This window comes from Methylocystis sp. JAN1, assembly GCF_052186135.1.
GTDB lineage: Bacteria > Pseudomonadota > Alphaproteobacteria > Rhizobiales > Beijerinckiaceae > Methylocystis.
In genome coordinates this window covers 1,340,466-1,355,032 of the sequence record NZ_CP181499.1, presented here as the reverse complement: position 1 = coordinate 1,355,032, position 14,567 = coordinate 1,340,466, and the positions used below count along the sequence as shown (strand labels likewise).

12 protein-coding genes are annotated in these 14,567 nt (G+C 65.2%); 1 reads left to right on the top strand and 11 read right to left on the bottom strand.

From position 1 onward, the window contains the following. Nucleotides 1–85 precede the first annotated feature (85 nt). The 3 genes from ACNHKD_RS06380 to pdhA are packed head-to-tail and all read right to left on the bottom strand — an operon-like array spanning nt 86 to nt 3,358. Nucleotides 86–1,183, bottom strand: a complete 1,098-nt coding sequence (locus ACNHKD_RS06380) for a dihydrolipoamide acetyltransferase family protein (RefSeq protein ID WP_442756236.1) — start codon at nt 1,181–1,183, stop codon at nt 86–88. Next, complete coding sequence (locus ACNHKD_RS06375; RefSeq protein ID WP_442756235.1) at nt 1,180–2,160, bottom strand: alpha-ketoacid dehydrogenase subunit beta; 981 nt, start codon at nt 2,158–2,160, stop codon at nt 1,180–1,182. The genes ACNHKD_RS06380 and ACNHKD_RS06375 overlap by 4 nt, the downstream gene beginning before the upstream one ends. Then, entirely contained in the window at nt 2,153–3,358 is a 1,206-nt protein-coding gene (pdhA, locus tag ACNHKD_RS06370) for a pyruvate dehydrogenase (acetyl-transferring) E1 component subunit alpha (RefSeq protein WP_442756234.1), read from the bottom strand. Before pdhA ends, ACNHKD_RS06375 begins: the two co-directional genes overlap by 8 nt. A gap of 55 nt (nt 3,359–3,413) precedes the next feature. Here pdhA and ACNHKD_RS06365 point away from each other — a divergent pair, with 55 nt between their 5' ends. Next, nucleotides 3,414–4,535 (top strand): Glu/Leu/Phe/Val family dehydrogenase, encoded by a 1,122-nt coding sequence (locus ACNHKD_RS06365; RefSeq protein ID WP_442756233.1) that lies wholly within the window; start codon nt 3,414–3,416, stop codon nt 4,533–4,535. 57 nt (nt 4,536–4,592) lie between these two features. Here ACNHKD_RS06365 and ACNHKD_RS06360 read toward each other — a convergent pair whose 3' ends face one another. From ACNHKD_RS06360 to ACNHKD_RS06325, 8 genes are all read right to left on the bottom strand, one after another. Further along, nucleotides 4,593–5,750 carry an acetyl-CoA C-acyltransferase gene (locus tag ACNHKD_RS06360; protein WP_442756232.1) on the bottom strand — a complete coding sequence of 386 codons (1,158 nt, stop codon included), beginning with the start codon at nt 5,748–5,750 and terminating at the stop codon, nt 4,593–4,595. A 66-nt stretch (nt 5,751–5,816) separates the two neighbouring features. Continuing rightward, nucleotides 5,817–6,875, bottom strand: a complete 1,059-nt coding sequence (locus ACNHKD_RS06355; RefSeq protein WP_442756231.1) for an enoyl-CoA hydratase/isomerase family protein — start codon at nt 6,873–6,875, stop codon at nt 5,817–5,819. Beyond that, nucleotides 6,872–8,035 (bottom strand): acyl-CoA dehydrogenase family protein, encoded by a 1,164-nt coding sequence (locus tag ACNHKD_RS06350; RefSeq protein WP_442756230.1) that lies wholly within the window; start codon nt 8,033–8,035, stop codon nt 6,872–6,874. The genes ACNHKD_RS06355 and ACNHKD_RS06350 overlap by 4 nt, the downstream gene beginning before the upstream one ends. Next, the gene (locus tag ACNHKD_RS06345; RefSeq protein WP_442756229.1) at nt 8,017–8,970 is read right to left on the bottom strand and encodes a hydroxymethylglutaryl-CoA lyase; all 954 of its coding nucleotides are present in this window, start codon (nt 8,968–8,970) and stop codon (nt 8,017–8,019) included. Before ACNHKD_RS06345 ends, ACNHKD_RS06350 begins: the two co-directional genes overlap by 19 nt. After that, the gene (locus ACNHKD_RS06340; RefSeq protein ID WP_442756228.1) at nt 8,957–10,948 is read right to left on the bottom strand and encodes an acetyl/propionyl/methylcrotonyl-CoA carboxylase subunit alpha; all 1,992 of its coding nucleotides are present in this window, start codon (nt 10,946–10,948) and stop codon (nt 8,957–8,959) included. The genes ACNHKD_RS06345 and ACNHKD_RS06340 overlap by 14 nt, the downstream gene beginning before the upstream one ends. Before the next feature lies 1 nt (nt 10,949). Further along, nucleotides 10,950–11,741, bottom strand: coding sequence for an enoyl-CoA hydratase-related protein (locus ACNHKD_RS06335; RefSeq protein ID WP_442756227.1), 792 nt, complete (start codon nt 11,739–11,741; stop codon nt 10,950–10,952). Nucleotides 11,742–11,747: 6 nt separating this feature from the next. After that, nucleotides 11,748–13,349 carry a carboxyl transferase domain-containing protein gene (locus ACNHKD_RS06330; RefSeq protein ID WP_442756226.1) on the bottom strand — a complete coding sequence of 534 codons (1,602 nt, stop codon included), beginning with the start codon at nt 13,347–13,349 and terminating at the stop codon, nt 11,748–11,750. Between the two features lie 17 nt (nt 13,350–13,366). Continuing rightward, a complete protein-coding gene (locus ACNHKD_RS06325) occupies nt 13,367–14,536 on the bottom strand; it encodes an isovaleryl-CoA dehydrogenase (RefSeq protein ID WP_442756225.1) in 1,170 nt (389 codons plus the stop codon). Nucleotides 14,537–14,567 lie beyond the last annotated feature (31 nt).

The following is a 14,567-nucleotide window of genomic DNA, read 5'->3' as shown; positions in this document are numbered from 1 at the left end:
TCCCTGGACGTAACGGGACTCAAAGCGTCTTTGTTCCAGCGTGACAGTGGTGGGGCTTGCGCGCCTGCACTTGGGGTGGCGCGCGCTAAGCCGCGCGCGCGAGATCAAACATGACCGCCGCAAGGAACCGCCCCGCTTCGCCGCCTGAAACGACGCGGTGATCGAAGGTGAGGCTGAGCGGCAACACGGCGCCGACGCGCATGTCGCCGTCCCGCGCGACCACTTCGTTCCTGATGCGCCCCGCGCCCAGAATGGCGACCGTTGGCGGCAGAACGACCGGCGCCGCATAGCGGCCGGCGATCGTGCCGAAATTCGAAAGCGTGATCGTCGCGCCACGAAGCTCTTCGGGCGGAATTTTTCGCGCAGCCACATCCGCGCGCATCCGGTTCAGTCCGTCGCGCAGATCGGCGGCGCTGCGGGAGCCCACGTCCCTTAGAACGGGCACGAACAGACCATCCGGCGTATCGACCGCGATCCCGAGATCGATCTTGCGGCGAAGCCGGCGCGACAATGTCGCGCTTTCAAACCAGCAATTCAGCACTGGCTCCGCTTCACAGCCCTTCACCAGAGCCCGGATAAGCCGGATGGTGACGTCGGCGCCGGGCTCCCAGGCGTCGACAGGCGCGTCATCCATGATTGTCGCGGGCGCGACTTCGGCCTGTGCGAAGGCCATATTCTGCGCCATGGCGCGACGGAAGCCGCGCAAAGGCTCCGCCGGCTCGGCCTCGCTTAGAACTCGGGCGACGCGCTGGACGTCTTCCGCCGTGATCGTTCCGTCGGGTCCCGAGGGCGTGACGATGCTGAGATCGACGTTGAGCTTGCGCGCGAGCGCCCTGACAGCGGGAATGACGCGCGCCGGAACGGCGCCGCGCCCGGGAGTCGTTACGTCCCGCAGCACAGCAGCGCTGGTCTCGACCACGCCAACGACCGTGCCCGCATCCTCTTCCTGAGCGCCGTCGAATTCGACCAGCGGAGCGCCGACACGCACGATATCGCGCGGCTCGGCGAAAAGCCGTTCGATGCGGCCCGCGCGCGGCGACGGAATTTCGACGACGGCCTTTGCGGTTTCCACCGCGAGAAGCGGCTGATCGATGGAGACTTCGTCGCCGGGCTTGACACGCCATTCGACGAGTTCCGCCTCTTGCAAACCTTCGCCAAGATCCGGCAAACGGAATGTCTTCATGACCCCTCCATGACCTCCCGAACGGCGGCGACGATGCGGTCGACGCCGGGAATGAATTGGCGCTCCAAACGATAAAGGGGAATCACCACGTCATAGCCCGCCACGCGCTTGACGGGAGCCTGGAGAGAGTAGAGCGCGCGCTCGGCGATCTCCGCGGCGATCTCGGCGCCGAACCCGGCCGTGCGCGCCGCTTCGTGCACGATGACGCAACGACCGGTCCGCTCCACCGAGCGCAGGATTGTTTCCGCGTCGAAAGGCTTGATCGTCGCGACGTCGATGATCTCCGCGTCGATTCCCTGCTCCTCCAGGACGTCCGCGGCCGCATTTGCCTCCCGGACCATCGCGCCCCAGGCGACGATCGTCACGTCGGCTCCTTCCCGCGACAGGAAGCATGTATCGAGCGGCAGCGCTTCGCCGTCGTCGACGACGTCCTGCTTGAACAGCCGATAAAGCCGCGTCGGCTCGAGAAACACGACCGGGTCTGGATCGCGCATCGCCGCCAGAAGCAGACCGTAGGCGCGCGCGGGCGTCGACGGAATCACGACCCGCAAGCCGGGCACATGAGCAAAGAGCGCCTCCGGACTTTCCGAATGATGTTCGGGCGCGTGAATTCCGGCGCCATAGGGAGACCTCAGCACCATGGGGCAAGTCAAACGCCCGCGCGTGCGGTTGCGCAGGCGCGAGGCATGATTGATCATCTGGTCGAGCGTCGGATAGATGAAACCGGTGAATTGAATCTCCGCGACCGGCTTCAGGCCCATGGCGGCCATGCCGACAGCGACGCCCGCGATGCCGCCTTCCGCAAGCGGCGTGTCGATCACGCGCTCGCGTCCGAAGCGCGCCTGCAGGCCGCTCGTCGCGCGAAAGACGCCGCCATTCAGGCCGATGTCTTCGCCGAGAAGCAGCACGCTTTCATCGCGCGACATCTCGCAGGCGAGCGCCGCATTGACGGCTTCGACGAGATTGAGTTCAGCCATGCCCGCTCCCTCCGCCTGAGAAACGACGCGCGCAGTCGCGCTGCGCCTGGAGAGAAGCCGGCAACGTCTCGTAAAGATAGTCGAACATGGCGTCGCAGCTCTGAACAGGGGTGGCGAGATAGGCGGCGACGGCGGCTTCGACCTCCTCTGAGCATTGCTTGAGAAGCGCCGCCTCCCTGTCCTTTGACCAAAGGCCCTTCGCGATGAGATAGGCGCGGAGGCGCGCAATGGGCTCGCGCGTCCATTCGCGCCGAACGACTTCTTGGTCGCGATAGCGCGTGGCGTCGTCGGCCGTCGTGTGGTCGCCGAGGCGATAAGTCAGCGCCTCGATCAAAGTCGGCCCTTCGCCCGCACGCGCCTTGGCGACCGCCCGCCGGGCGATCTCATAGACCGCGGCGACGTCGTTGCCGTCGACCTGTCGGCACTCCACGCCGGCCGCGACGCCCTTTTGCGCCAGCGTTTGCGCCGCGCTTTCGAGCGATCTCGGGGTCGAGATCGCCCAGCCGTTATTGTTGATGACGATAACGACCGGCACGTTCCACACGCCCGCCATGTTGAGCGCTTCGTAGAAGGCGCCGTTCGCCGTGCCGCCGTCTCCGACGAAAGTTACGACGACGCGGTCTTCTCTCCTGAGCTTGAAAGCGTATGCCGCGCCCACGGCATGAGCGATCTGCGTCGCAACCGGCACGCAATTGGGAAAATCGAAACGGGGCGCCTGAAAGTCGCTGCCGCGCTCGTCGCCGCCCCAGTACAGCAGGCATTCCGTCATGCTCATGCCGCGGACGAACTGCGCGCCGTGATCGCGATAGGATGGAACGAGCGCGTCGCAGCGCTCCATCGCCGAGGCGACGCCGACGCCGACCGCTTCCTGCCCGAGCGCAGAAGCGAAAGTTCCGAGCTGGCCGGTTCTCTGCAGGGCGATCGCCTTGCCGTCGAAGACGCGCGTGCGCGTCATCGCGAAATAGAGTTTCTCCAGCGTCTCGTCGTCCACCGGCAGCGACCCGGAAAGAGGCGCGCCCTCGGGCGACAAATAGCGCAGGAGATCAATTTGCGGGTCGATGCTCGTGTGAAGGCCCATGGCGAAGCTCGAGCTGGTGAGGCTTAGCGTCCCGATGCAGTCAGCAGTTAGCGCGGGCGCGCCGGAAGTCACGCAGGCGGCGCCAAAATTGGCGCGGACCCGCTCGCGCCTCTTGCGCATGGCCGCCTGCATGAGCAGACCTTGAAAGCACGGCCATGCGTCCAAACTAGAATGCATGGCGACTGACTCTTTTACGGACCCTTTCGCCTTAGGCGACGAAATCGGCCCTTCCAAAATCGTCTATATCCGCACGCCTTCCGTCGGCCTTCGCGCCGTTGTCGTGATCGACAACGTCGCTGCGGGACCGGCCATCGGCGGAACGCGCATGGCCCCCGACGTCAGCGCGCGCGAATGCTTCCGGCTCGCCCGCGCGATGACGCTGAAGAACGCCGCGTGCGGTCTGAGGCACGGTGGCGCGAAGTCCGTTATCTTCGCCGACCCGACCATGCCGCGGCCTGACAAGGAGCAACTGATCCGCGCCTTCGCGACTGCGATCGCGCCGCTCGCCGACTATATTCCGGGACCCGACATGGGCACCGACGAGACGGCGATGGGATGGATCCACGACGAGATCGGCCGCGCCGTCGGACTGCCCGCCGAAATCGGCGGCATTCCGCTCGACGTTATCGGCGCGACGGGTTTCGGCGTTGCGATCTCCGCCGAGGTCGCCGCGCCTTTCGCGGGATTGTCTCTCAAGGGCGCGCGGGTCGTCGTGCAAGGCTTCGGCGCCGTCGGAGAGCACGCCGCCCGCTTTCTGGAGAAGCGCGGCGCGCGGCTCGTCGGCGTCGCGGATATTGGCGGCGCCGTCGTCAATCCGGATGGGCTGGACATAGAAGCTCTGGCGCAATTGAAACGGCTTGGAAAGAGCGTCGCAGCCTATCGCGGCGGTCGCGTCATCGCCAATGAGGCGCTTATCGCGACGCCTTGCGATATCTGGATACCGGCCGCGCGGCCGGACGCCATTCGCGCCGACAATGTCGAGCGGCTGGATTGCAGGCTGGTCGTGCAGGGCGCCAATGTTCCGGCGACGCGCGACGCCGAAGGAATCATGTTCCAGCGCGGCATTGTCAGCGTGCCTGACTTCATCGCAAACGCCGGCGGCGTCGTTTCGGCGGCTGTCGAATATAGCGGCGGGGCGCGAGCGACGGCATTCGCGATGATCGAGGAAAAGGTCGGGGGAAACACGCGGCTGACACTCGAGCGCGCGAGAGCGATGAGCGTCCCTCCCGTCGAGGCCGCGTCGCAGCTCGCGATTGACCGGCTTCGCAAGATGATGGAGCTGAGGCGCTGGCGCTAGCTATGGCGCATTCCAAGGGTTACAGACTTTCCGCTTCTTGTGGTCCGCCGCGACCGCCTAACGGAGACGCTCAATCGCGATGGCGGTCGCTTCACCCCCGCCGATGCAGAGCGCCGCAACGCCTCTCGTGAGATCATAGCGCTCCAGGGCCGCTAACAAAGTGACGATGATGCGCGCGCCGGAGGCGCCGATCGGGTGGCCGAGCGCGCAGGCGCCGCCGTGAATATTCACCTTGTCGCGTGGAAGGCCAAGGTCGCGCATCGCCGCCATGACCACGACGGCGAAGGCTTCGTTGATTTCGAAGAGGTCGATGTCCCCAAGAGTCCAATCGAGCTTTTCGACGAGCTTCCGGATGGCGTCGATGGGGGCCGTTGGAAAAGCGGCGGGCGCGCCGGCATGCGTGGCGTGGCCCATAATGGCGGCGCGCGGCGTAAGCCCTTCGCTTTCCGCATGGCGCGCAGTCGTCAGCGCGAGCGCGGCGGCTCCGTCGGAGATCGCGCTGGAATTCGCCGCCGTCAGGGTTCCGTTTTCGCGAAAGGCGGGCCGAAGCGCGCGGATCGCGGCGGGATCGGCCTTCAAGGGCAATTCGTCATTCGAAAGATCCAGAGCTTCGATCTCCGCGTCGAACAGCCCTTCCTTTGTCGCGTATTGCGCGCGCGCGAGCGACGATAACGCGTATTCGTTCTGCATGTCGCGCGTGAATTGATAGGCCGACGCGCAATCCTCCGCGAAAGAGCCCATCAGGCGGCCTTTCTCATAGGCGTCCTCCAGCCCGTCCAAAAACATATGATCGAGCACGCGACGGTGTCCCATGCGGTAGCCCGAACGCACGCGCTCCAGCAAATAGGGAGCGTTGCTCATGCTCTCCATGCCGCCTGCAACGATCACGCCTGCGCTTTCGGCGCGCAGCCGGTCATGCGCGTCCATGACCGCCTTCATGCCCGAGCCGCACATCTTGTTAATCGTGACGCAGGCCACGCCTGCGCTCAACCCCGCGCCGAGCGCCGCCTGTCGAGCAGGCGCCTGGCCCAGCCCACCCGTCAAAACGCAGCCCATGACGCACTCGTCCACGCCTTCCCGGGACAGGCCGGATCGCGAAACGGCCGCCGCGACCGCACGCGCGCCGAGCGCCGGCGCCGGAACATCCTTCAATGCGCCGAGAAAGGCGCCGATGGGCGTGCGCGCGGCGCCGAGGACGACCACTGGATCATGCATGACGCGCCTCTCGAAGCTGAAAGCCGTTCTGTTACCTGGCGCGCGTCCTTCCCTGAGAAAGAGGCCTTAGGAGAGGCGCGGAAATCGCGGTTCGGGCGCCCCCGCGCCCGCGAGTATTTCACGGACCGTCGCGTCATCGACCTCGTCAAGCGTCGAGGGACGCCATTTGGGCGACCGATCCTTGTCGACGACCGCCGCGCGAATGCCCTCGTAAAGGTCATGCGTCCGGAGAAGCCCGCACGCCGCGCGAAATTCGTTGACAAGGCACGCCTCGAGATTTGGAGCCGTCATCGCCCGCTTCAGGAGCGCAATCGTCACCTTGAGGCTTGTGGGCGATTTGCTGCGAAGCTCCTTTGCGGCTTTTTGCGCAAAGTCCGAGCCGGTCGAGTCGAGCGCCGCAAGAATATCTTCAACCCGAGGCTCCGACATGACGCGCTCCAGCATCTCGCGATGTTGCGCGTATTCCCCGGGCTCGACCTGCCGCGCCAGGCGCTGCAACAAATCCTTGGCCTCCGGAGCGTCCCCGATGATCGACAAGCGGCGGATCAGCTCGCCCAGATGCCGCGAGTCGATGAAAACGTCCGCGAGCCCGGCATGCAGCGCGTCCCCGGCGGAGATCGCCGCGCCGGACAAAGCGAGATAGACGCCGACGCCGCCAGCTCGCGTGAGCAGCCATGTGCCGCCGACGTCAGGGATAAAGCCGATGCCCGTTTCCGGCATGGCGAGCCGTGTGCGCTCCGTCACGATGCGGCAATTTCCATGCGCGGAAATTCCCACGCCCCCACCCATCACCAGACCGTCCATCACGACGACGTAAGGCTTTTGATAGCGGGCGATCATGGCGTCGAGCTGATATTCCTCACGCCAGAAATCCTCGTAATAGGTCTTGTCGCCGTCGCGGAGGTCATAAAGCCTGCGAATATCGCCGCCCGCACAAAGGCCGCGCTCGCCTTCTCCAGTCACAAGAACGGCGACGATCTCGGGATTTGCTGCAAAGTCGGCGAGCGCGCGCGTAAAGCCGCGGACCATGTCGAGCGTCAGGCTGTTGAGCGCCTTCGGCCGATTAAGCCGTATGCGGCCAATCCGGCCCTCGCGCGAGACGATCAGCTCCGCCGACGTCATCATCCGTCCTTCAATAGATCGCGCGCGACGATCACGCGCATGATTTCGTTGGTTCCTTCGAGGATGCGGTGCACTCTCAAATCGCGCAACAGCTTCTCGACGCCATAATCGGAGAGATACCCGTATCCCCCGAACAGTTGCAAAGCGTTGTCCACCGCCGCGAAGCCGGCGTCCGTCGCGACGCGCTTCGCCATGGCGCAGAGCCGCGTCGCATCGGCCTCATGCGCATCAAGAGCCGCCGCCGCGCGCAACAGCAACGCCCGCGCGGCCTCCAGCTCCGTCGCCATATCGGCGAGCCGGAACTGCAAAGACTGGAAGTCCGCGATCGCGCGCCCGAAAGCCTTCCGCTCGCGCGCATAGGCGACCGCTTTTTCCAAAGCGCTTTGCGCGCCGCCGAGCGAACATGCGCCGATATTAAGACGGCCGCCGTCGAGCGCCGCCATAGCCATGCGAAAGCCGTCTCCCTCGGCGCCAAGGCGATTTTCAACCGGAACGGGGCAGTCGTCGAAGCTCACCGTTCGCGTGGGCTGCGCGTTCCATCCCATTTTCCGCTCATTGGCGCCGAACCTCAAACCCGGCGCGCCGCCATCGAGGAGAAAGGCGGAAATTCCCGCGGGCCCAGCCTCGCCGGTGCGCGCCATGACAATGTAAAGATGATTCGAGCCGCCCGCGCCGGCGCCGGAAATGAACTGCTTCTCGCCCGTGAGCCGATAGGCGTCTCCGCGGCGGACCGCGCGTGCGCGCAGCGCCGCCGCGTCCGAGCCGCTGCCCGGCTCCGTCAGGCAATAGCTCGTCAGGGTCTCCATTGTCGCCAGACGCGGCATGAAGCGGCGGCGCTGATCGTCGGAACCATAAGCGTCGATCATCCAGCCGCACATATTGTGGATCGAGAGATAGGCCGAGACGGACGGGCAGCCCGTCGCGAGCGCCTCGAAGATCAAGGCGGCGTCGACGCGCGACAGGCCCGCCCCGCCGATCTCCTCCCGCACGTAAATCGTCGCCATGCCAAGCGCCGCCGCTGCGCGCAGCGTCTCAACTGGAAAAAATTTATCCTTGTCCCATTCAAGCGCAAAAGGCGCGATCCTCTCGCGCGCGAAGGCCAACGCCATATCTCGAATGGCGCGCTGCTCCCCGGTCAGGCCGCTCAGCGAATAGAATGACAATGCTGGTCTCCCTCATCCCCGCTTCCAGATCGCTCACGCCTCGCGCGAAGCGCACGCGCCGCGCGCGACTCAGGCGGGCGGTCAAGCTGCTCGCAGACAAAGCTGCTCGCATCCAGCAGACGGTCGAGATCGACCCCTGTATCGACGCCGGAGTCGCGAAACATATAGACAACGTCCTCCGTCGCGACATTGCCGGTGGCGCCGGGCGCATAAGGACAGCCGCCGAGCCCCGCGACCGAGCTGTCGAAAGTCGACAGGCCCACCTCCAGGCAAGCGAAGATATTTGCCAGCGCCTGTCCGTACGTATCGTGGAAATGCCCGGCCAGACGCGCGATCGGCACATGCTTTGCGACGGTTTCGATCAGCGTGCGGGCGGCGAAAGGCGTACCGACGCCAATCGTGTCGCCGAGCGAGATCTCGTAACAACCGAGTCGGTCCAGCTCTCGCGCAAGGGCGACGACGCGCGTCGGATCGACCCTTCCTTCATAGGGGCAACCCAAAACGCAGGAGACATATCCGCGCAGGGCGACGCCATGAGCTTTCGCCGTCGCCGCGAGCGGCTCCAGCCGCTTCAAATTCTCCGCGATCCCGCAATTCAGATTTCTGAGCGAGAAGCCTTCGGAAGCGGCCGTGAGAAGGGCGACCTCCCGCGCCCCCGCTTCGAGCGCCGCTTGAAGTCCAACCATATTCGGCGCCAGCACGCACAAGCGCGCGCCGTAGCTCTGGCGGATCGCCGCGAGCACATCGGCGGTTTGAGCCATCTGCGGAACGGCGCGCGGCGACGCGAAGCTCCCGGCCTCGATCGTCTTCAAGCCCGCGCTTGCAAGAAGCTCGATGAGGCGGGCGCGTATTTCTACCGGCAGAATCGCGGGCTGGTTCTGGAGTCCGTCTCTCGGACCGACTTCGACGAGGCGGATACGCTCAGGCAATGTCATGTGTCGACCGCCAGGCGAGCAATTCCTCGCCCTCCCGCACCGATTGCCCTTCTCCGCAATAGACGTCCTTTATCACTCCTTCGTGCGGCGCATTGATCGGAATTTCCATTTTCATCGCCTCGAGCAGGATAAGCGCGGCTCCTTTCTCAATATGGTCGCCGCGCTTGACGAGAACCTTCGCGACCCGCGCCGGCAAGGGCGCCGTGAACGGCCGCTCGAGCGCGGCAGGGCTCGGCGGCGGCGTAAGCGTCTCGACCCACTCCAGGAAATGGTTATGTCCGTCGACGATCACGACCCAGCCCGAGGCTGAAGGCGCCAAGCCGACCTCGCGACGACGGTCGTCGACGAAAAGCGCCAGGCGGTCTCCGGCGCGCTTCGCAGCGACGACGGAAACGCCCCGGCCGGTCGTCATCTCGAATCGATGCGCGTCGATCGGAGCGATGTCGCATTCCAGCAATCGTCCTTCGTAGCGAAAAGCGATTTTTTGCGCGGCTCGCCCATAGAGACGCCAGGCGTCCGGAACGGCCCAGGGCGACAGCGGATCGTCGCCGGCGGCCGATGCGCTCTCGCGCTCACGCCAGCCCGTGACGGCCGCAGCGAGAAGCAGCATTTCATCTTCTGGAACGATGGACTGAAAAGCGTCCGAAACGATCTGCGCGACGCCGGTGTCCGCGCGCCCGGCGAGGAACGCGTCATTGCACAGGAGCGCGCGCAGGAAATCCAGATTGGACGCGACGCCGACAAGCTCGACCTCGTCGAGCGCCCGCGCAAGCAGGCGGATCGCTCCGTCTCTTTCCTCGTTCCACACGACGATTTTCGCGAGAAGAGAGTCATAATGAGACGAAACCGCATCTCCTTCCCTCACCCCGACCTCAAGCCGCAAACCGGCGCGCTCTGAAGGCAGCCTTAGATGCGTGATCACGCCGGAAGACGGCCGAAAACCTTGCGTGGCGTCTTCCGCGCAGACCCGCGCCTCGATGGCCCAGCCGCGACACACGATCTCATCTTGACGCTTCGGCAGCGATTCTCCGTATGCGACGCGAAACTGCCATTCGACGAGATCAACGCCCGCAATCATTTCAGTGACCGGGTGCTCGACCTGCAGCCGCGCATTCACTTCGAGAAAATGAAACGTGTCTCGATCAAGAAGAAACTCCGCCGTGCCGGCCCCCAGATAATCGGCGGCGTGGGCGATGCGGGTCGTCGCCTCCCGCAGCGCCGCGCGCACTTCTTGCGAGATGCGCGGACCGGGGCTCTCCTCGATCACCTTCTGACGCCGCCTTTGGAGTGAGCAATCGCGCTCGGCGAAGGTCACGACATTTCGGGAACGGTCGCGGAAGAACTGGATTTCGACATGCCTCGGCCGATCGACGAATTTCTCGAGCAGAAGACGCCCGTCGCCAAACGCAGCCTTGGCCTCCCGCGCCGCGCTCTCCATCGCGTCCCGAAGTTCGTCTTCCGCCTGGACGACCCGCATCCCTCGCCCACCGCCTCCCGCAGACGCCTTCACGACGACAGGATAGCCGATGTCGCGCGCAACGCGCGCGAAGACGCGCGCATCCTGCGCGTCGCCGTGAAAGCCAGGAAGAGACGGGACGCCGATCTCGTTCATCAGTCTCTTGGCCGCAGCCTTGTCGCCAACCATTCGCATCGACCCCGGCGACGGCCCGATAAAGACAAGGCCGGCGCGCGCGCAGCTTTCCGCGAAGGCGGCCGACTCGGCCAGAAACCCGTAGCCCGGATGGACGGCCTCGGCGCCGCTACGTCGTGCGACGTCGATCACTTTGTCGATCGAGAGATAGCTGTCGCGCGCCGGAGCCTCGCCGAGCCGCCAGGCTTCGTCCGCCATTTCCACATGCGACGCAAAAGCGTCCGCGTCGGAAAAGACCGCGACGGTCGCGATCCCCAGGCGACGCGCCGTCCTTGCGATGCGGCAGGCGATTTCCCCGCGGTTCGCGATCAGAACCTTGCGAAACATGCTAGGAGCCTCGATGCGCGCGCCAGCTCGGCGCGCGCTTTTCCAGGAAGCCGCTCAGACCCTCGACCCCCTCCGGCGAGGCGCGACGCTCGGCGAGAAGCCGGGCGGTCTCCTTCAAGAGGGACGTATCCGGCGCAGGATCCCGGCATGTCCGGATCAGCCGCTTGACCTCGGCCTGCGCGCCCGGCGCGCCGAGGAGGAGCGCTTCCACGATCCGGTCGCGCGCGGCGGCCAATCCGTCTTCGCGCGCCACCTCATGCACGAGCCCGATGTGAAATGCGCAATCCGCGCCGACGATCTCGGCCGACAGGGCGAGCGCGCGCATATTGCGTGCGCCGATCGCGCGCAGGACGTACGGTCCGACGACCGCCGGTATCAGGCCGAGCCGAACCTCGCTGAGACAGAATTTCGCGCTCTTGGCGGCGAGGGCGATATCGCAACAGGCGACGAGCCCGAGAGCGCCGCCAAACGCGGCGCCCTGCACCAGCGCGACGGTGGGCTTTGAGAGCTGATCCAGCGCATCGAACATTTCGCCGAGGGCGAGCGCATCCTTCTCGTTTTCCTGCTCGGACGCTTCCGCCGCGCTCCTCATCCATTCAATGTCCCCGCCCGCGCAAAAATTTCCGCCGGCCCCGCTCAAAACGGCGACGCGCGCTTTCGGGTCCGTCCCGATCCGGCGAAGCGCATTGGAAAGGCGCGCGACAAGGCCGCGGTCGAGCGCATTGCGGCGCTGCGGGCGGTTCAAGGTCAGCGTGACCACCCCTCTGTCGTCGATCGTCTCGATGAGATCCATGGCGCCTCACATCCGGAAAAGGCCAAAGCGCGTTTGCTCGATCGGCGCGTTGAGACTCGCCGAGATCGCGAGCGCAAGGACGCGCCGGGTGTCAGCAGGATCGATGACGCCGTCATCCCATAAGCGCGCGCTCGCATAGAGCGCATCGCTCTGGCTGTCATATTGGGCGCGAATCGCCTCGGCGTAAGCGCCCTCTTCGTCAGGCGTCCAACTCTCGCCGCGCGCCGCGCGGGCGTCGCGCTTCACGCGCGTCAAAACATTGGCCGCCTGTTCGCCGCCCATCACCCCGATGCGCGCATTCGGCCACATCCAAAGAAACCGGGGAGAATAGGCGCGCCCGCACATGGCGTAATTGCCGGCGCCGAAACTGCCGCCGATGATCACGGTGAATTTCGGCACGGCCGCGGTCGCCACGGCGGCGACCATTTTCGCGCCCTCCTTGGCGACGCCCTGCGCTTCATATTTCTTGCCCACCATAAAGCCGGTCGTATTCTGCAAGAAGACGAGCGGCGCGCCGCGCTGCGCGCAAAGCTCGATGAAATGCGCGGCTTTCAAGGCGCTTTCGGGAAAGATGACGCCATTATTGGCGAGGATGCCGACCTCGAAGCCCCAGATGCGGGCGAAGCCGGTCAGGAGCGTCGCGCCGTAAAGGGCGCGAAATTCGTCGAAGCGGCTGTCGTCGACAATGCGCGCGACGACTTCGCGCGCATCGAACTGCTTGCGCGCGTCGCTGGGGATCACGCCGTAAATTTCCTGCGGATCGCATCTCGGATCCAGCGCGGCCTCGGCGCCGCGCCGATTGCTCGCCGGCAGATGACCGACAATGCCGCGCGCGAGCGCGAGCGCATGGGCGTCATTCTCGGCGAGATGGTCAGTCACCCCGGATTGCCGACAATGAACCTCGGCGCCGCCGAGATCGTTGGCTGATACGCGTTCGCCCGTCGCCGCCTCGACGAGCGGCGGGCCGGCCAGAAAAATCGTTCCCTGGTCGCGCACGATGATCGTCTCGTCGGACATGGCGGGCACATAGGCCCCGCCCGCCGTGCAGGAGCCCATGACGACCGCGATCTGCGCCACGCCGTCCGCGGACATGCTCGCCTGATTGTAGAAGATCCGGCCGAAGTGATCGCGATCGGGAAAGACGTCTTCCTGGGTCGGCAGATTCGCGCCGCCCGAATCTACCAGATAAATGCAGGGCAGCCTGTTCTGCGCCGCGATCTCCTGTGCGCGCAGATGCTTCTTCACAGTCATCGGAAAATAGACGCCGCCCTTCACCGTCGCGTCATTGGCGACGATCATGCATTCCCGTCCCTTGATCCGGCCGACGCCCGCGACGACCCCGGCCGACGCCAGATTGCCGTCATACATCCCGTATGCGGCGAAATGACTGATCTCCAGAAAGGGCGACAGCGGATCGATCAGCGCCGCGACGCGATCCCGCGCAAGCATTTTGCCGCGTCCGACATGCCGCGCCTGCGCCTCGGCGCCGCCTCCCTGTCGAATGACCGACGATATCTCGCGCAGCCTAGCCACGCGGTCCGACATCGCGTCTCGGTTTCGTTGGAACTCCGCCGCGCGCCGATCGACCGACGTCTCGATGACCGCCATCGAACCTCCTTGCGGCGTCAACTTGTCTCTTGAAACAGGTCGCGACCGATGAGCATGCGCCTGATCTCACTCGTCCCGGCGCCGATTTCGTAAAGCTTTGCGTCCCGCAACAACCGGCCTGCCGGATAATCGTTTGTATAACCATTGCCGCCGAGGCATTGGATCGCCTCCAGCGCCATCCATGTCGCACGCTCGGCGGCGAAGAGAATTGCGGAAGCGGCGTCCTTGCGCGTGGAGCGGCCGAGATCGCAAGCCTTGGCGACGGCATAGACATAGGCCCGCGTGGCGCCGAGCGCCGTATACATGTCCGCGAGCTTGCCCTGCATCAGCTCGAATTCTCCGATCGGGCGACCGAATTGCTTGCGATCATGCACATAGGGAAGGACGATATCCATGCAGGCGCGCATAATGCCGACCGGCCCTCCCGCCAGCACCGCACGCTCATAGTCGAGGCCGCTCATCAGGACGGCGACGCCGCCTTCCGGCGCGCCGAGCACATTCTCGGCGGGCGCCCGGCAATTCTCGAAGACGAGTTCGCTCGTATTGGAGCCGCGCATGCCGAGCTTGTCGAGCTTCTCGCTGGAGTGAATGCCGGGGAATGTCTTCTCGACGATAAAGGCCGTGATGCCGTGGGCGCCGGCGGAGGGTTGCGTTTTGGCGTAGACGATCAGCACGTCGGCGTCGGGGCCGTTCGTCACCCACATCTTGCGGCCGTTGAGAACGTAGCTGTCGCCCCGCTTCTCCGCGCGCAGGCACATGCCGGTGACGTCGGAGCCGGCTCCGGGCTCCGACATGGCGAGCGCGCCAACGCGTTCGCCCGCGACAAGCCCCGGCAGATAGCGGCGCTTCTGTTCGTCGGAGCCGTTACGATGAATCTGATTAACGCATAGATTGGAGTGCGCGCCGTAAGAGAGGCCGACCGACGCAGAGGCGCGGCTGATTTCCTCCATGACGAGGACATGCTCGAGATAGCCGAGCCCGGCTCCGCCATATTCCTCCGAGACCGTCACGCCGAGAACGCCGAGCTGGCCCATCTTGCGCCACAGATCGTCGGGAAAGGCGTTCTGCGCGTCGATCCGCGCCGCGCGCGGCGCGATTTCTCTTCTCGCGAAGGTTTCGACTTCGTGACGCAGCATTTGCGTCGTTTCGCCGAGATCGAAATCCATAGGCGGCGTAAAGTGGCGCATTGCGCCTCTCTCCTGACTGCCAGACGGCGGC